Source organism: Tenacibaculum sp. TB-56 (assembly GCF_059716275.2).
The window spans coordinates 1,001,389-1,019,122 of record NZ_CM201367.1; the positions used below are offsets into that span (position 1 = coordinate 1,001,389).

Genomic DNA, 17,734 nt, shown 5'->3' on the forward strand with positions numbered 1-17,734 from the left:
CTGACTATGAAAAATATAACTACTTTTTTATTTCTAATATGCTCGTCAATAACCTTTTCTCAAGTTAAAGGAAGAGTTACAGACACTAAAAAACAACCTATTTCTTTTGTAAGTGTTTACTTAGAAAACACGATTACAGGTACAACTACCAATACCAATGGAGATTATGAATTAGCACTCTCCAAAACAGGAAATCACACCCTAATTTTTCAAATGTTAGGTTATAAAACCATAAAAAAAACAGTTAAAATCAATTCTTTTCCTTTCACAGTAGATGTTTCTTTAACAGAAGAAGAAGTGGTTTTAGATGAAGTTGTGGTTTCTTTAGAAGAAAATCCTGCCAACAAAATTATTAGAAATGCTATTACTCATAAAAATAAAAACACTGATAAATTTGCTGAATATACTGCCGATTTTTACTCTAGAGGATTATTTAAAGTAAAGGATTTACCAAAGAAATTTTTAGGACAAGATATTGGTGATATGGGTGGTGGATTGGATTCTACCCGAAGTGGTGTGGTGTACCTTTCTGAAACGGTTTCTAAAATTGCATTTCAAAAAAGACCTAAAAATTTTAAAGAACACATTATAGCCTCAAAAGTTAGTGGTGAAGACAATGGCATTAGCTTTAACCAAGCTGAAGATGTTAACTTTAATTTTTATGAAAATTCTTTTAATCTAGCGGATGTTCGTATAATTTCTCCTATAGCAAACGGAGCTTTCGGGTACTATAATTACAAGCTAGCAGGGGTATTTTACAATGAAAACGGAAAATTAATTAACAAAATTCAACTACTACCTAAACGAAAAAATGACCGTGTTTTTAGTGGATATATTTATATTGTTGAAGATGATTGGGCTGTGTATGGAGCCGATGTTATTGTAACAGGAGCACAAATAAGCTTGCCAATGGTTGATTCTTTACATATTAAACAGAACTATAATTTTTCAACAAAAAATAAAGCGTGGGTTCCTATAACTCAAACCATCGATTTTAAAGCAGGTATGTTCGGATTTCATTTTAACGGACGCTTTTCTGCTGCTTATTCAAATTATAATTTTTCTCCTGATTTTAATGAAAAAACTTTCAGTAACGAAATACTTTCCTTTGCTGAAAATGCTACAGAAAAAGATTCTACATATTGGAACACCATACGTCCAGTAGCTCTAACAGTAGAAGAGATAACAGATTATAAACTGAAAGACAGTATTAAAGCTATTCGAAAATCAGAAAAATATTTAGATTCAATCGATACCAAAAGCAACAAATTTAAACCGTTGGATATTCTTTCTGGTTATACCTACCGAGATTCTTACAACAAATGGTCGTTGAGCATTTCTTCTCCCGTTGAAAACATCAATTTTAACACCGTACAAGGCTGGAATTCTTCTTTAGGAATTAACTACCGAAAAACTCTAAATAAAAAAGGAAAACGATTTGGTATGGGAGCCGATGTTAATTATGGTTTTTCAGAAAAAAAAGCGCGCCCTACTGCCTACTTCAACTACCAGTGGAATAATACAACAAGACCATACCTGCATATTTCTGGAGGAATTGCTACACCACAATTCAACCAAAAAGAACCTATTTCTAAGTTTTGGAATACCATAAGTTCAATTGGTTTTGAAAGAAATTACCTAAAAATCTACGAAAAAACTTATGCAAAAGCTTCTTTTTCACAAGAAGTAACTAACGGAATTCGTATGTTTTCTTCTCTAGAATTTGCCGATAGAAAACCGCTGTTCAATACCTCAGACTATGTAATGTTCCCTAAAAAAGATGTTGATTACACTTCTAACAATCCACAAGAACCAAACAATTTTACTTCAGGATTTACTCCGCATCAAATGTGGACATTTTCGGTGGGAGCTAACATCAATTTTGGTCAAAAGTATTTATCATATCCTGATGGAAAATACAATATTACCAGTCGTAAATATCCATCGTTGTATATTGGTTATCAAAAAAACTTCGGATCTGGAAATTCTGAGTGGAATTCAGATATCATATTCTCACAACTGTACCAACATATTAATTTAAGCAACTGGGGAGAGTTTTCCTACAAAGCTAAAGGAGGACTGTTTTTAGAACAAAAAGACATTCCGTTTATAGATTATGCTCATTTTAACGGAAATCGTTTATTAATAGCTCCAAACAACAACTATTTAAACAACTTTTACATGCTTCCTTATTACAAATTAAGTTCTAACGATAAATATGCTGAACTTCATGGAGAATACAACTTTAAAGGAGCATTATTAAGTAAAATCCCTTTATTAAATAAGCTGAATTTTCATTTAGTTACAGGAGCAAAAGGATTATTTACTGCGGGTAACAAACCCTATTCTGAATTTGCTATTGGTTTAGACAATGTTGGTTTTGGAAAATGGCGTTTTTTACGTGTAGATTTTGCTCGCTCAAACTTTAACGGAAAAAATGAAAACAGAGTCCTTTTTGGGATAAAATTGTAAATTTGTAACACAACTGTTTTATATGAAAACAACCCTATTACTTTTTGGTATCGCTGCAGATTTAGCTGATAGTTCTTCATTAACCCTAGAACTACCTAACAAAAGCACGGTAGCTAGTTTTAAAGAATTTCTTTCTAATGAATTTCCTGAATTTCAAAAAATGAGTTCGTATGCTGTGGCTATTAATGAGAGTTATGCAAGCGATGATACACTCATACGAGAAAATGATGTAATAGCCATTATACCTCCAGTAAGCGGAGGATAGTTGTTCAATGATATACTTACTAATGTAATAATGATTTAATGTAGCATGAACTTTAAGAATGTCATTATTACATTAAATCACTAATACATTAAGTCAATATTATACTGTTTCTTGCTTAAGATATCTTCCTACGAAAAAGGTTCCGAAAGGTAAAATAGACAACAAACAAACGATTCCGAAAGTTTTCCCGTTCCAGTTTAACTCGTATTTCAACATAATTGCTAATACGATATACCCTACAAATAGTAATCCGTGAGGCATTCCTAACATTTTTACATATTCTGGATTTCCTTGCATGTATTTAATTGGAACTGCTATAAAAAGCAATAAAATGTAAGATATTCCTTCTAATAAACTTACTAATCTGAAAAAATTAATCATTTGTTTACGCTTAAAAATTCGTTTGCAAAGATACTGAAATATTGCGTCCTGCAGAAGATACTCCAGAGGCAAATTCTTTATAATGTTCGTCAAATAAATTAGACAATTGCGCTTGTATTGCTATGTTTTTAGTGAACTGATATTTTCCGTACAATCCAACAGTCATCCAGCTAGGAGTACCGTAGTACATATCAATATCATTTGTAGCATCAGGGTTCACAATTGGTGTTTGATCGTGATTATCTATGCCTTCTGTTAGGTTATAATCAGAAATGTCTTTTTTAGCATTGAAAACTAGATTAGCTCCTCCTTCAAACTTCTTGTTTACATAACTTAAATCGAAACGACCAAATAATGGTGGAATAGATGATAATGGTTCATCTGGCACTCCTTTTTCTTCCGACTTTAATGTATTCCCTTTAGTGTATGTAATTGACCCTGAAGTTTTCCAATTTTTAGAGATTTTACCTTCGTAACTCGCAGTAAATCCTGTAATGTAAGCTCTTCCTCTGTTATAATTCGTTAAAATTTCTCCATCAGCAGTATTGTACTCATCCCCATCATAAAACACAGTACTTTGTCCAAAAAATTCATACGGGATTCGAGTGATATTTCGATCTAATATTGTGTAATAGGCATTCATTCCTACTCTAAACTTTCTATTATTAAAATATTTTTGAAGTCCTATTTCAAAATTGTATGCGTATTCTGGTCCGTAACTCGGTATTAGGAACCGTTAACCTACCGCTTTTCTCTCTAATTTTTCCTACATCATCAATATTTGGAGAACGGAACCCTGAAGAAATTACTCCGTTTAATTGCCAATTTCTTGTTGGCTTATACACATAACCTATCGTTGCTGTAATGGATTGATTATCTAATCGAATATCGTTTTGAGGAATATCTATGAATGTTTCATCGATCCATTTAGCTTTTAATACTGTATGTGTACCTCTAATTCCTGTATTTAAAGTAGATTTAGCATTGATATCCTGACGGTAATCTACATAAAAAGCAGAGCTTAAATAACTACTCCCACCGTCAGGATAACGAGATTGCACTGCAAAATCACCATCAAATCCGATAATTTCATTTTCGTTTAATCGCAATGTTTTTCCGTAAGAATTAGAAGCCACATCATTATAAGCAAGCTCAACTCCATATCCTAAATTTCTATGCGCTGCTAACGGAACTGTAAAATCTCCATTCAAACTAAAAACATCTACTGCTTCCTTTCTATACGATCTATCTAAACTTCCAAATTTTCGTTGAATACGACTCTCTTTTATGTTTTGATATGCTAAGGTAATTGTTCCTTTATCCATCCATTTTTTCTTCGGATTGATGAGTAATTGTGGAGAAACTAATAATCTTTCTTGCGGTCCATAATACCACTCTGCAAATTTTAAATCTCCATTTCCTTTTAACTCTGTTAACTTATCAAAACGTGGAATATTTGAAGAGTTTGAATATTGAATGTTTAACTTAAAATCGGTGTCTTTTGAGAAAGGAATATAAAACTTCTGCAATACATCTGTTTGACTGTAACCAGTATTTCTCTGAATATTTAAATTAGAATTTGCAACTGGTGTATCGTTGTAATAACTATCAGTATTATTAGAGTAGAAAGGTACTTTACCCCAGTCATCAAAACCATGAGAGCGATTTTTCCCCATTCGTAAATCACCGAAATTACTGTGAGCTACACTTGTAAATGAAGCCCATTTTTTAAATCTAAGCTCGGTAGAAACCACATTGGTTACCTCATTATTTGCAGAGCTGTATCGTAAAAAGGCACTTCCTTTCACTTCACTACCTTTTTCTGATATTTTTGGTGTTTTTGTATAGTAGTGAATTACTCCACCCAGAGCATCTGAACCATAAATTACTGATGACGGACCAAAAACAATTTCAGTTCTGTCTAGTAAATTGGGAGCTACTGTAATTGAATTTTGTAAGTGTCCTTTTCTATAAATTGCATTATTCATACGAACACCATCAACCACTAATAACACTCGGTTACTTTCCATTCCTCGCATTACAGGACTTCCTCCCCCAAATTGTGATTTTTGAATTTTTATTCCAGGTACACTCGATAATAAATCTGCTGATGTTTGTGGTGATAATTTTTCTATCTCTTTTGATGAAACTACCGCAATTTGTTCTGCTATACGATTTGTTTTTTCTCTGTTCTTAAATACCGAAACGACCACCTCATCTAACTGCTCTGAGTTTTTTGACAAATACACATGATAATTATTTGCCTTTAAAGCTGATTTTTTCTCTTGATATTCTGCATACGAAACATGCGAAAAAATTAGCACTTCATTTTTTGAAAAAGCTGAAATATCAACTTTTCCTAACTCATCGCTTACAGCATACGTTGTATTATTTTTATTAAATACAGTAACAGATTCAACAGGTTTTCCTGTTTCAGCATCAATAACAGTAAGGTTTTGTGAAAAAATTGTGGTTACAATTAGTAAAAAAAATACAGTAATTATTTGTTTCATAAATTAACTAAAAACAGTTTCTAATACGTCTAACGACTTGGGTTTCCGAAATCCTTCCAAATGTAATTCATAATATTTTATGATAATTCGAAGAATAATTTGCCTATCATTTTTTGAATAGGAAATTGAATTTATTGCATCAAAATTTATGCCTAACAAACTTTTAAAAAGATTAATTTCTTTACCTGTTAAATTCCCTTTTTCATATACCAAATCAGTAAAACTTCCTTCTAACAAACTAAAGGCTTTTTTATCAGATTCGGAAGTATCAGGATAAAACCCTAAATACTTTGATAAATTTAATAAAAACAACAAGTGAAAATTAGCCACCTCATCGTGAGTATCTATCCAAACTAAAGAGGTTTCTAAGTACTGATACAATGGAATATTTTCTTCTTCTTCTTGAATGATTTTTGATAATATTTCAGACAAAAACAATATGATAGATTGCTTTACTATTGAAGTATGTATTGTTTCATACGGATGAATTACCTGCACTTCTTTTATAGAGTGTAAAGAACTTTTATTACTATGATTTGCTGTGATTTGTAATTGTGTTAACGGTTGAAAGTGAGCTGCCTTTAATTTTCCTTTTTTAGCTTTTAAAATCCCTTTTAACATATACGATTTCACCCCTTCTTGTAACGTAAAACACTTTACAATTAAACTTGTATCACCATACTTTAGCGAACTTAAAACAATAGCTTTGGTAGCAACAACCGCCATTTAATCGAGTTTATCAGTTAAAATCATCAATCAAAGATATTTAATATTGACTATAAAAATGGTACTTTCGTACAAATTTGACGCACTTTGGTATGGCTGTAGAAATAGAAAGAAAATTCTTAGTAAAATCAGAAGCTTTTAAAGAAAGTTCATTTCAAAAAAATTATATAAAACAAGGGTTTTTAAATTCAGACAAAGAACGAGTAGTTCGAGTTCGAATAAAAGACGACAAAGGTTTTTTGACTATAAAAGGAGCTTCAAATGCTAGCGGAACAACCCGTTTTGAATGGGAAAAAGAAATTGATAAAAATGAAGCTAAAAGTCTTTTTAATCTTTGTGAAAAAGGGATTATAGAAAAATACCGATACTTAGTAAAAATTGATAATCATACTTTTGAAATAGATGAGTTTTTAGGAGAAAACAACGGTTTACTAATTGCCGAAGTTGAACTAAAAAATGAAAATGAAAATTTCACAAAACCAGAATGGTTAGGAGAAGAGGTTACAGGTATCGCAAAATATTACAACTCAAACTTAAGTAAACATCCTTTTATTAATTGGTCTTCTTAGATACAGAAATAAACAGCTATAAAGTGGCTTAAACTTCCTAATAATACGAAGACATGAAACGTTGCGTGATTGTATTTTAGCTTTTTAATCGAATAAAAAACAGCGCCAACAGTATAAAAAACGCCTCCCAAAAAAAGATAGAATAATCCTTCGCTAGAAAAACTATCAATTAACGGTTTAATTAAAAAGACTATTTGCCAACCCATTAATAAGTATAACGCTGTTGATAATTTGTCAAACCTTCCTGTAAAAAACAACTTTAAAACAACGCCTGTTAACGCAAAGCTCCAAACAACGATAAATAAATACCAACCTAAATTCGGTGATAAAACCAGCAAGCAAAAGGGAGTATATGTTCCTGCTATAAGCACATAAATAGCAGCATGATCAAAAATATTAAGCTTTCGTCTAAGCTTGGGTTCTTTAGCTGCATGATAAAAAGTAGATGCTGCGTATAAAACAATCATACTTATTCCATAAATCACCAAACTAATACCTTTCCAAAAAGCATTATATTCAAATGATTTTTGCAGTAACACAGGAAAAGCAATAATACTTAAAAGCAATCCTAAACCATGAGAAAACACATTAAGTCTTTCCTCTTTATCACTATAACGATGATTTAATTTCTCACTCATTATTTAATCGGTTTGTATCTTTCATATACAACTCATCATTAATCAATTCATTGTATATAACACTGTAAGTTTGCTCTTTAAGTTTTTTCTTATCTTCTTGAACTAAGTTTGCTGTTTCAATAAAACTGCATTGTTTTACTCTAAATGTTCCAGGAGATCCTTTGAAAATATCCCAAGAAAATAAACGTTTTCCATCGTAGTATACTTGAGGAACTATTGGTATCTGATGTTCAATCGCTAAACTAAACGCTCCATTTTTAAACGGTGCTAATACAACATCTTCATCAGGAACCAATCCTTCAGGAAAAATAGCGACGCTTGTTCCGTTTTTTAATCTGCTATGTGCTTGCTCATATACTTTTCTTCTACTTTCTGCATCACTTCTATCAACCATAATAACCACTTTTTTGTAAAAGAAACCGAAAACAGGAAACTTTACCAATTCTTTTTTTCCTACAAAAACAATTGGGTTTTTACTCATAGCTATTAACACCCAAGGATCTAAAAAAGAAGCATGATTTGCACAAAACATATAACTTTTATTTCTATCAATCTCTTGCTCTTTTTCAATTTTTAATCGGAAACCCATTCCGTAAATTAAAAAGAAAGCCCAAGCTCTAACAACTTTCCAAAATAACGGATAGTACTTTTCATCTGATGTTAAAATCAACATAAAAGGAGCCATTAACAAAATTGAAGCGACCATTAACAAGTAAAACCAAACACGCCAAATAAATCGAATAGGAAAAAAAATATACTTCAAGCCTTTAAAATTAAAAATGGATAACTCTTTTTTCTCATCAACTTAACAAAGGAGAGTAAATAGAAATGCGAATGTAGTAATTTCTTTTGTTTGATGAATTTTAAGCTTATTTTTGCTTACTTAAGTAAAAAATTTTCAAAACAGATTTATGTCAAGAATTTTAACAGGTGTACAAAGTACAGGAACCCCACATTTAGGAAATTTATTAGGAGCAATTTTACCTGCTATTGAAATGGCTAATGATTCAAAAAACGAATCGTTTATTTTCATTGCAGATATGCACTCTTTAACTCAGATTAAAGACGGTAACGAATTGCGCGAAAACACCTATAGTGTAGCGGCTACTTGGCTTGCCTGTGGAATTGACATTAACAAAACCGTTTTTTATCGTCAAAGTGATATTCCTGAAGTTACTGAGTTAACTTGGTATTTAAGCTGCTTTTTTCCATACCAACGTTTAACTTTAGCACATGGTTTTAAAGACAAAGCCGATCGTTTAGCAGATGTAAATGCTGGTTTATTTACCTATCCTATGTTAATGGCTGCAGATATTTTATTGTATGATGCTGAAGTTGTTCCTGTAGGAAAAGATCAGTTACAGCACTTAGAAATGACACGTGATGTTGCCAACAGATTTAACAACATAGTAGGTGAAACTTTAGTTCCGCCTCAAGCAAAAATAAATGAAGACACCAAATTAGTTCCTGGGACTGATGGTGAAAAGATGAGTAAATCTCGAAATAATTTCATCAATATTTTCTTACCAGACAAAAAGTTACGTAAGCAAATTATGGCTATTCAAACGGATAGTAAAGCCTTAGAAGACCCAAAAGATCCAGATACTGATAATGTTTTTGCTATATATAAATTATTAGCTTCGGAAGAACAAATTGCCGAAATGCGTGCTAATTACGAAAATGGAGGTTATGGGTACGGACACGCTAAACAGGCTCTTTATGAACTAATTATTGATAAGTTTGCTGATGTACGCACAAAATATAACCACTACATGGAAAACCGTCATGAAATTGATGAAGCTTTAGCTGTAGGAGCTGAAAAAGCACGAGTAATTGCTAAAGATGTTTTGCAAAGAGTACGTGGTAAAATAGGATATTAATCCTACCCAAACTAGTAACTTAAAACTCTCAATAATATGAAAAAACTAGTATTTCTTTTTTTCTTCGGAATCTTGGCTTGTAGTACTCCAAAAGAAAAAACACAAATAGTAGAAGCTTCATGCGGTCAATGTAAGTTTGGTTTAGATAGCCAACATGGATGCGATTTAGCAGTTAAAGTTGATGGACAAGCCTATTTTGTTGATGGTGCTCACATAGACGATTATGGAGACTCTCATGATGAAAATACCGGTTTTTGTAATGTTGTTAGAAAAGCTGAAGTTTCTGGAAAAGTAGAAGACGGAAGATTTAAAGCTACTTCTTTTAAAATTGTAAAAGAATAGTTTTTAAATTTTTTAGAAACAAGGTTTCTAGATAAAAACATAAAAAAATCCGAAGTAGAAAACTACTTCGGTTTTTTTATATACACCAATAATTGTATATACTTTATATATTATGTATATTTGTTTCTCCTTTAAATTATTAAAACAACTTAACAAATGAAAAAACTGGTAGAAGTAAACGATACTCTTCTTACCAAACTGAAAGTGTTATCCGCTTTTGAAGGATTAAGTGTAAAAGCTTTAATGGAAAAAGCTATTGAATTGTTTGTTATTCAAAAGGAAAAAGAACAATTAGATAGTTTAACCGAAGAACAAAAAGAAGACTTAGGCTTATTACTCTTAATGCAACAAGCTGATAGAACCGACACAGTAAGTGAAGAAGAGTTCTTAAAAGCATTAAAATAATGAATATTATCTATTCTCGTCTGGCTTTAAAAGATGTAAAAAAAGTAAAAGATGAAAAATTAAAATTGGCTTTACTTGAATTAATTAATGATTTAAAAAGAGCTGAAAACTTGCTAGACGTTAATGGTATAAAAAAAATGTCTGGTCATCCAGATGCTTATCGAGTAAGAATAGGTGACTATCGTCTAGGTATTTATTATTCTGATAATGAAATTACTATTGCTCGTTTTGTAAAGCGAAACGATATTTATAAATTATTCCCATAAAAAAATCGATGTAAAGTTTACATCGATTTTTTATTTTAGATTTTATTTAGCTTATGGAGCTGGATTCGGAATTACCTTGTGCACTGCTTCAATCTCTGCTAAAATATCTTCTGACAATTCAATATTGATAGAATTGATATTTTCTTTTAACTGACTCATTTTCGTAGCTCCAATAATATTACTCGTTACAAATGGTAACTGATTAACGTACGCTAAAGATAACTCAGCTAACGTCAATCCGTGTTTAGTTGCTATTTTTTGATACGCTAAAACTGCTTTTTCTGAACCTTCATTTTTATATCTAGCTATGAACCTTGGAAATAAAGTTCCTCTTGCTCCTTCTGGAGTTTTTCCATCAATATATTTTCCTGTTAATACTCCTTGTGCTAGAGGAGAGTAAGCCAGTAAACCAATATTTTCTCTCATAGAAACTTCAGACATTCCCACTTCATATCCTCTATGAATTAACGAGTATGAGTTTTGAATCGTAACCATTCTTGGCAAACCGTGTTGTTCTGCTGTTTGCAGATATTTCATCGTTCCCCAAGGTGTTTCGTTAGACAAACCTACGTGCTTTATCTTTCCTTGTTTTACAAAATCGTTCAAGGTTTCTAAAATCTCTAAATGCTTTTCAGCTTCTTTAGTAGAAGTTTTATACGGATAATCACGCACTCCAAAACAGTTCACTCCACGATCTGGCCAATGTAACTGATACAAATCAATATAATCGGTTTGTAAACGTTTTAAACTACCTTCAATCGCTTCAGATATATTTTTTCTATTGAAACCACCTGTTCTGATGTGTGCCGTATAATCTCCACCTCCAGCGATTTTAGACGTCAACACTACTTTTTCTCTGTTTCCTGTTTTTTTGAACCAAGAACCTATAATTTTTTCCGTAGCTCCGTATGTTTCTGGGAGTGCTGGCACAGGGTACAATTCCGCGGTATCAAAAAAGTTTACCCCTTGTTCTAAGGCATAATCCATTTGTTCGTGACCGTCTGCTTCTGTATTTTGTCGACCCCAAGTCATTGTTCCTAAACAAATTTTAGAAACTTTTACATCGGTATTGGGTAGTGTGGTGTATTTCATTCTTTATATCGTTTAACTGTTGAATTGTGTAATTGTTTAAAAAAGCAACATAATAAACACTTCAACAATTACACATTTAAACTTTTAATTTGAAAGTTTGTTGATTTGAAAATTAGTGAATTAACTCATTTTCAAATTTGCTAATTAAGAATTGCTTCAATTCCTGGTAAGGTACGTCCTTCTAACATTTCTAGCATCGCTCCTCCACCTGTAGACACATAACTCACTTTATCAGCAAATCCGAATTGTTTTACAGCAGCAACTGAATCTCCTCCACCTACTAAAGAGAATGCTCCATTTTTAGTTGCTTCTTCAATTGCATTTCCTAAACCAATGGTTCCTTGTGCAAACTTTTCCATTTCAAAAACTCCTAAAGGACCATTCCATAAAATTGTTTTTGATTTTGCGATAACTTTAGCAAATTTTTCAACGGTTTTAGGTCCGCAATCTAACCCCATCCATCCATCAGGAATTTCATTTGTGTCTACTACTTGTGTATTCGCATCGTTTGAAAAAGCATCTGCGATAACTGCATCTACAGGTAAATGAATTTCTGTATTATTCTCTTTTGCTTTCGCTAAAATTTCTAATGCTAACTCTAATTTATCCTCTTCAACTAATGAGTTTCCAATCTTACCTCCTAAAGCTTTGATAAACGTAAACGTCATACCACCTCCAACAATAATGTGATCTACTTTTTCAATAATATTTTCAATCACACCAATTTTAGACGACACTTTCGCCCCTCCTAAAATAGCGGTCACTGGTTTCTCTGAATTGTTTAATACCTTATCGATGCTTTCAATCTCAGTTGCTAATAAATTTCCGAAGCATTTATTTTCTGGAAAAAATTGTGCGATAATCGCAGTAGATGCATGTGCTCTGTGTGCTGTACCAAAAGCATCATTTACATACGCATCTCCCCATTTGGCTAATTGTTCAGCAAAAGCAACATCTCCCGCTTTTTCTTCTGTATAAAAACGTAAGTTTTCTAACAATAAAACTTCTCCGCTTTTTAAATTAGTTACTGCTTCTTCAACTACTGAACCAATACAATCATCAACAAACTTCACTTGTACACCTAACACTTCTGTTACCTTGCTAACAATATGACGTAACGAAAATTGATCTTCTTTTCCTTTTGGACGTCCTAAATGCGACATTAACACACAGCTACCACCATCTTCTAGTATTTTAATAATCGTTGGTTTTGCTGCTTGGATTCTTGTATCGTCTGTTACTTCAAAACTATCGTTTAAAGGCACATTAAAATCTACGCGAATTAATGCTTTTTTATTTTCGAAATTGAAATCGTTCAATGTTTTCATTTTAAGTTGTGTTCTGTTTCAGCAAACAAAAATAATTATTTAAATCTGATTGGTTTCTATTCTTTTTGAGCTTTCAATCTTATATCTTTGTTAAACTTACATGCTTATTAATATGAACACAACATCTATAAAAATAACTTCTGAAAAACTTAATTTACAAGAATGTTACGATTTTGTAGCTGATCCTTCTTGTGGTGGAATCGCTGTTTTTGTAGGTACTGTAAGAAATGCTACACAAAACAAAAAAGTAACTCAACTAGATTTTTCTACCTACAAGCCTATGGCAATTAAGGAAATGCAAAAAATTGCGGATGCTGCTTTGGAAAAATTTGGAGTAACAAAAATTGCCATTCATCATGCAGAAGGTTTGTTAACTATTGGTGATATTCCTGTAATTATTACAGTTTCTTCTCCGCACAGAAAAGCCGCTTTTGAAGCTTGTCAGTACGCCATTGACACCTTAAAAGAAACAGTGCCCATTTGGAAAAAAGAATTTTTTGAAGATGGAGAAGTTTGGGTGAATGCGCACCCTTAAAAATACTATATTTGGTATTAAGTCATTTCTAATAATGTAAATACATAACAATCTTTATTGGGGCATTAGCTCAGTTGGCTAGAGCGTCCCGATAAGTCGGGAAGGTTTAGTGTTCGACTCCGATATGCTCCACTTTTTTATCTTTAAATCATGATTGAGTTCACAACTGTAACCCACCCAACAGAATTGCTTCAAATATTAGAGTTGCAACAACAGAACTTGCCTGGTAATTTATCAGAAATAGATAAAAAAGAACAAGGTTTTGTTACCGTTCATCATGATTTGGAGTTACTGCAAAAAATGAATGATGTACATCCGCATATTATTGCAAAAAGTGGAGAGCTAGTTATTGGTTATGCTTTATCAATGTCTAAAGTTTTCAGGAATGATATTCCAATTCTCATTCCTATGTTTAATAAAATTGACATGACTTCAAAAGGCACAAAATCATATGTTTTAATGGGGCAAGTTTGTATAGACAAGCATTACCGAGGAAAGGGAATTTTTAGAGGTTTATATACTAAAATGAAAGAAGAATTCTCTGGATTATACGATTGTATTATTACTGAAATTGATAAGAAAAACACTCGATCTATGAATGCGCATAAAGCAATTGGTTTTAGAACTTTAAAAACCTACAGAAGTAACAATCATAATTGGGAGATTATTTATTTAGGTATCTAATACGGTAAATCAGCAGGTTCAACAAAATTGACTGCTGGATCATATAACTCAGTTAAGAGATTTTTTATTTCAGTCATGAATTCTTCTAATCTTTCTTCTGTAATAGCGTTATCAGGTTTTCGATAATTAGATGAGAAATTCATCTGTAAAAAGCCACTTTTTAAGTTTTTGAAGGAGATAATTCCTGCTGCCAATCGTTTCTCAAAATTAAATTGTGTGTGTTGAGTATATAAAAACGCATATAACATTACCTGAATGGCTTTGTGGTATTTTAAATCGCGTATCACTTCAAAGTCGAGTACTTTTAAGTTCGTGCTATCAACCATTCCTGTTTTATAATCAATAATTCTAGTAACACCGTTGAGTTCATCAATTCGATCGACAATTCCTTTTATTTTTATTGGAAAATTAATTCCTTCAACCATAATTTCTGAAGATAATTCTTGCTCAGTAGCTATTATTTTCAATTGATTATTTTCGTCTTTTAAGAGTTGTTTTTCTTTAGCTAAAAAATTCTCTACAAAACGATTTGCAACTTCAAAAATTAATCGATTCTTTCCTGTGGTTAAATCTCCATTTTTAAAATGTTTTGAGAAATAAAAAGTTACGAGTTCTTTGGTTTTCTTCTGCATATTTTCAACATCTCCTAATTGTAAATATTTTCCTTCAAAGGGTTTATATAATTCTTCTAAGGTATCATGCACAACAGTTCCCATCGTATTTGCAGCAACTGTTTCTTCAACGTCGTCTAATTCATTAATTTTTAAAATTTTCTGTTTGTAAAAGGCAATCGGATTGTACAAATAATTGGTTAATGCTGATGGAGAAGTCCCTTTTTGAGCTAATTCTTGTAAGCGTTCAAGAACTTTTTCATCCTTCTGAATTTCTTTTAATTGAACAGGCGATGTTACTACTTTAGGACTCACTATTTTTTCAGTAATATCATCTCGCATCATTTCTAACTGCGTTACAAAACGACTTTTTTCTCCACTTCCAAACACATCATGTTCGGTATTGTATAAAATGTAAATGTTTTTAGCACGTTGTAACAATCTAAAAAAATGGTAAGAGAACAGTGCATCTTTCTCCCTGTATGTTGGTAAACCAAACTCTATTTTTACATCAAAAGGAATAAACGTGTTCTGTTGATGATTTCCTGGCAAAACTCCTTCATTTACTGAAGTGATAATTACATTTTCAAAATCTAGTACACGTGTTTCTAATACTCCCATTAACTGTAATCCTTGTAACGGTTCTCCTTGAAATGATAAACTTTCTGATTGTATTAGTTGCCTAAAAAATTGATGTAAGGTTTTTAAATCTTGTACATAACCAAATTCATTATGCAAGTTTTGCAACTGAGTAAACGCTGTATAAAATCGGAATAAATATTCTTTTTCCAACTCATTGGCTTCATCTTTCAACAAGTTGATCAACTCAATAATTCTGTTTAAAAACTCACTAATTGATACAAACGAATTGAAAATAGTAACTATTCTTTCTTTAATCTCCTTACTAACTGGAGAAAGAAATGTTATGATTTCTTCTTGATTAATGAAGGTATTATTCTCTTTAGCTACTGTTTCTGAAAGCACATCTGCAATGTTTGTTTGCTCATCTTTCTGTAATAATCGATAAATAGTAGCATCCTTTACCAAGCGTACCACATCTTTATGATAAAAAAGGTTTTCTTCCTTCTTTTCTAACTTTTCTTGATTCAGAAATAATTGAAAAATAGCAAAGATTAAACTCGTTGTTGGAATATCTTTTAGTGGATATCCCATCGTAATATTAATCGCATCTACACTTGATGGCAACGAATTCAACGTAATTGGCAACAGTGTTTCATCTGCCAAAACCAACGCTGTGTTATTATAATTAGGAAGTTTTTCTAAAATCTCTCCTGCATATTTTATCTGTGTGATATTTTTAGATGCTCCAATTACCTCAATATGTTTGCTTTCTGAAAAGTAGTCTTTAATCGTTTGAATTGGGTGCTGCTGATAATATTTCCAACGAGTTTTATACTTTCTTAAAAAACTTCCTGCTTGATGTTGACTTTCAAAAAATGTTTTGTCAATATCCCAATAGGCTTCTGCATTTCCATTCAACAAAAATTGTTCAAATAACAATTCTTCCGCAGCATTTAACGCATTAAACCCTATAAAAAAGTATTTCTTTTGTTGATTTCTATGGATGAAATCCGCTACTTTTTTAGTTGATTCTCGATATAAAACCCCTTGATATCCGATATTGTTTTCAACCAAAAATTGATAAAAAGCATCGTAATATTTGTTCAACTTTTCCATAAAAGAAAAGTGATCTTTCATCAATTCGGTTTCTTTAAACTCTCCTTTTACCGACCATTTTCTCAAACGATGAATATCCCGCAAATACACAAAGATTTCTCTCGAATTAATTAAATGTTGATCGATTTCATTAAAATCTTGTAAAAGCGTGAATGCCCACGACGAAAACACATCAAACGAATCTGGATTCTCTTCTTGCTCTTTGTAAATGGTATAAAAATGGAAAAGTAGCTGAACAGCATCTATCTTTTTCATTTCAGAAATTTCTTCAACAAAATCACCAATATTGATAATCTCTGGTAAAAAGCCTGCCGAAATTTTCTTTTTAAATGTTTCTTTTACAAAAACTCCTGCCCTTTGTGAGGGCAATATAAACACAACATTTTCAAACGATTTGGTGTTTTGTAAAATACTATCTAACGTTTCTGAAATAAAAGACTGCATACCTTGGTTTTCTTGTAAGCAAAGTACAATTTTTATCCTACTTTTGATAGTACAAACAACCTTTAGTCATGAACACAACAAATACTTTAAAAGTAGCTTTAATTCAATCGGATTTGGTTTGGGAAAACCCAACAGAAAATAGAAAACGATTTGAAGAAAAAATGAATGGTTTGTCAGATAAAATTGATTTAGTCGTTTTACCTGAGATGTTTACTACAGGATTTACCATGAATGCTTCAACTGTTGCTGAAACTATGGAAGGTGAAACGGTACAATGGCTACAATATTTGGCTCAAAAAAAATCCACAGCTATTGTAGGCAGTATTGTTATTCGTGAAAATGATTGTTTTTACAATCGTTTGTTGTTTGTTCGTCCTTCAGGAAAAATAGATTCGTATAACAAAAAACACACCTTTACACTGGCAGGTGAACATGAGATTTTTTCCGCAGGAACTGAAAGAATCATCGTTGACTACAAAGGATGGAAAATTTGCCCGTTAATATGTTATGATTTACGTTTTCCTGTATGGGCTAGAAACACCGATAATTATGATTTATTACTGTATGTGGCAAGTTGGCCTAAACCTCGTATTGAAGCTTGGGACAGCTTATTAAAAGCGCGTGCTATCGAAAACATGAGCTATACCATTGGTGTGAATAGAGTAGGTGTTGACCCTAATAAGTATGAATATACAGGAAATACCGTATGCTATGATACTTTAGGTAATTGTTTAGCTAAAAATAACCAAGGAACTGAGGAAATATTGATTGTTGAATTAGATAAAAATGAGCAAACAAAAATCCGTGATCGATTTTGTTTTTTAGATGACAGGGATGCCTTTGTTATTAAAAAATAACGTCATTACGAGGAATTTATGACGAAGT

19 protein-coding genes and 1 tRNA gene are annotated in these 17,734 nt (G+C 32.0%); 11 read left to right on the top strand and 9 right to left on the bottom strand.

Annotation, left to right across the window (positions count from 1 at the left end; all coding sequences use genetic code 11):
* The first annotated feature begins 6 nt into the window (after positions 1 to 6).
* Positions 7 to 2,472 carry a DUF5686 family protein gene (locus AC3VI6_RS04830; RefSeq protein ID WP_497705353.1) on the top strand — a complete coding sequence of 822 codons (2,466 nt, stop codon included), beginning with the start codon at positions 7 to 9 and terminating at the stop codon, positions 2,470 to 2,472.
* A gap of 22 nt (positions 2,473 to 2,494) precedes the next feature.
* Positions 2,495 to 2,737, top strand: coding sequence for a molybdopterin converting factor subunit 1 (gene moaD / locus AC3VI6_RS04835; protein WP_299004688.1), 243 nt, complete (start codon positions 2,495 to 2,497; stop codon positions 2,735 to 2,737).
* A gap of 99 nt (positions 2,738 to 2,836) precedes the next feature.
* Here the strand turns inward: moaD and AC3VI6_RS04840 are convergent, their stop codons facing one another.
* The 4 genes from AC3VI6_RS04840 to recO are packed head-to-tail and all read right to left on the bottom strand — an operon-like array spanning position 2,837 to position 6,357.
* Complete coding sequence (locus AC3VI6_RS04840; RefSeq protein ID WP_497705354.1) at positions 2,837 to 3,118, bottom strand: DUF3817 domain-containing protein; 282 nt, start codon at positions 3,116 to 3,118, stop codon at positions 2,837 to 2,839.
* A 10-nt stretch (positions 3,119 to 3,128) separates the two neighbouring features.
* The gene (locus AC3VI6_RS04845; protein ID WP_497706570.1) at positions 3,129 to 3,845 is read right to left on the bottom strand and encodes a TonB-dependent receptor domain-containing protein; all 717 of its coding nucleotides are present in this window, start codon (positions 3,843 to 3,845) and stop codon (positions 3,129 to 3,131) included.
* Positions 3,808 to 5,631 carry a TonB-dependent receptor gene (locus AC3VI6_RS04850; protein ID WP_497705355.1) on the bottom strand — a complete coding sequence of 608 codons (1,824 nt, stop codon included), beginning with the start codon at positions 5,629 to 5,631 and terminating at the stop codon, positions 3,808 to 3,810. Before AC3VI6_RS04850 ends, AC3VI6_RS04845 begins: the two co-directional genes overlap by 38 nt.
* 3 nt (positions 5,632 to 5,634) lie before the next feature.
* Positions 5,635 to 6,357: a DNA repair protein RecO gene (recO, locus tag AC3VI6_RS04855; protein ID WP_299000800.1), complete on the bottom strand. Its 723-nt coding sequence runs from the start codon at positions 6,355 to 6,357 to the stop codon at positions 5,635 to 5,637.
* Between the two features lie 92 nt (positions 6,358 to 6,449).
* Between recO and AC3VI6_RS04860 the strand changes: the two genes are divergently transcribed.
* Positions 6,450 to 6,926, top strand: coding sequence for a CYTH domain-containing protein (locus AC3VI6_RS04860; RefSeq protein WP_497705356.1), 477 nt, complete (start codon positions 6,450 to 6,452; stop codon positions 6,924 to 6,926).
* On the opposite strand, the gene trhA is transcribed toward AC3VI6_RS04860, so the two are convergent.
* Entirely contained in the window at positions 6,923 to 7,564 is a 642-nt protein-coding gene (gene trhA, locus AC3VI6_RS04865) for a PAQR family membrane homeostasis protein TrhA (protein WP_497705357.1), read from the bottom strand. The two genes, AC3VI6_RS04860 and trhA, sit on opposite strands and share 4 nt — an antisense overlap.
* Entirely contained in the window at positions 7,557 to 8,327 is a 771-nt protein-coding gene (locus AC3VI6_RS04870; protein ID WP_497705358.1) for a lysophospholipid acyltransferase family protein, read from the bottom strand. The genes trhA and AC3VI6_RS04870 overlap by 8 nt, the downstream gene beginning before the upstream one ends.
* A 148-nt stretch (positions 8,328 to 8,475) precedes the next feature.
* On the opposite strand from AC3VI6_RS04870, the gene trpS reads away from it, so the two are divergent.
* From trpS to AC3VI6_RS04890, 4 genes are all read left to right on the top strand, one after another.
* Positions 8,476 to 9,444: a tryptophan--tRNA ligase gene (trpS, locus tag AC3VI6_RS04875; protein ID WP_274633884.1), complete on the top strand. Its 969-nt coding sequence runs from the start codon at positions 8,476 to 8,478 to the stop codon at positions 9,442 to 9,444.
* Positions 9,445 to 9,480: 36 nt separating this feature from the next.
* On the top strand, positions 9,481 to 9,786 hold the full coding sequence (locus AC3VI6_RS04880; protein WP_497705359.1) for a DUF6370 family protein: 306 nt from the start codon (positions 9,481 to 9,483) through the stop codon (positions 9,784 to 9,786).
* Between the two features lie 156 nt (positions 9,787 to 9,942).
* Positions 9,943 to 10,191 (top strand): hypothetical protein, encoded by a 249-nt coding sequence (locus AC3VI6_RS04885; RefSeq protein WP_497705360.1) that lies wholly within the window; start codon positions 9,943 to 9,945, stop codon positions 10,189 to 10,191.
* Entirely contained in the window at positions 10,191 to 10,457 is a 267-nt protein-coding gene (locus AC3VI6_RS04890) for a type II toxin-antitoxin system RelE family toxin (protein WP_497705361.1), read from the top strand. The genes AC3VI6_RS04885 and AC3VI6_RS04890 overlap by 1 nt, the downstream gene beginning before the upstream one ends.
* A 51-nt stretch (positions 10,458 to 10,508) precedes the next feature.
* On the opposite strand, the gene AC3VI6_RS04895 is transcribed toward AC3VI6_RS04890, so the two are convergent.
* Together AC3VI6_RS04895 and AC3VI6_RS04900 are read right to left on the bottom strand one after the other, a co-directional pair.
* The gene (locus tag AC3VI6_RS04895; RefSeq protein ID WP_497705362.1) at positions 10,509 to 11,549 is read right to left on the bottom strand and encodes an NADP(H)-dependent aldo-keto reductase; all 1,041 of its coding nucleotides are present in this window, start codon (positions 11,547 to 11,549) and stop codon (positions 10,509 to 10,511) included.
* Positions 11,550 to 11,689: 140 nt separating this feature from the next.
* Positions 11,690 to 12,877 (bottom strand): phosphoglycerate kinase, encoded by a 1,188-nt coding sequence (locus tag AC3VI6_RS04900; protein ID WP_497705363.1) that lies wholly within the window; start codon positions 12,875 to 12,877, stop codon positions 11,690 to 11,692.
* A 112-nt stretch (positions 12,878 to 12,989) separates the two neighbouring features.
* Here AC3VI6_RS04900 and AC3VI6_RS04905 point away from each other — a divergent pair, with 112 nt between their 5' ends.
* The 3 genes from AC3VI6_RS04905 (at position 12,990) to AC3VI6_RS04915 (ending at position 14,096) form a co-directional block, all read left to right on the top strand.
* The gene (locus tag AC3VI6_RS04905; RefSeq protein WP_497705364.1) at positions 12,990 to 13,412 is read left to right on the top strand and encodes a molybdenum cofactor biosynthesis protein MoaE; all 423 of its coding nucleotides are present in this window, start codon (positions 12,990 to 12,992) and stop codon (positions 13,410 to 13,412) included.
* Between the two features lie 59 nt (positions 13,413 to 13,471).
* Positions 13,472 to 13,544, top strand: a tRNA-OTHER gene (locus AC3VI6_RS04910).
* 18 nt (positions 13,545 to 13,562) lie between these two features.
* Complete coding sequence (locus tag AC3VI6_RS04915) at positions 13,563 to 14,096, top strand: GNAT family N-acetyltransferase (RefSeq protein WP_497705365.1); 534 nt, start codon at positions 13,563 to 13,565, stop codon at positions 14,094 to 14,096.
* Here AC3VI6_RS04915 and AC3VI6_RS04920 read toward each other — a convergent pair.
* Positions 14,093 to 16,849: a PD-(D/E)XK nuclease family protein gene (locus tag AC3VI6_RS04920; RefSeq protein WP_497705366.1), complete on the bottom strand. Its 2,757-nt coding sequence runs from the start codon at positions 16,847 to 16,849 to the stop codon at positions 14,093 to 14,095. The two genes, AC3VI6_RS04915 and AC3VI6_RS04920, sit on opposite strands and share 4 nt — an antisense overlap.
* Positions 16,850 to 16,917: 68 nt before the next feature.
* Here AC3VI6_RS04920 and AC3VI6_RS04925 point away from each other — a divergent pair, with 68 nt between their 5' ends.
* Complete coding sequence (locus AC3VI6_RS04925) at positions 16,918 to 17,706, top strand: amidohydrolase (protein WP_497705367.1); 789 nt, start codon at positions 16,918 to 16,920, stop codon at positions 17,704 to 17,706.
* The last annotated feature ends 28 nt before the right edge of the window (positions 17,707 to 17,734 follow it).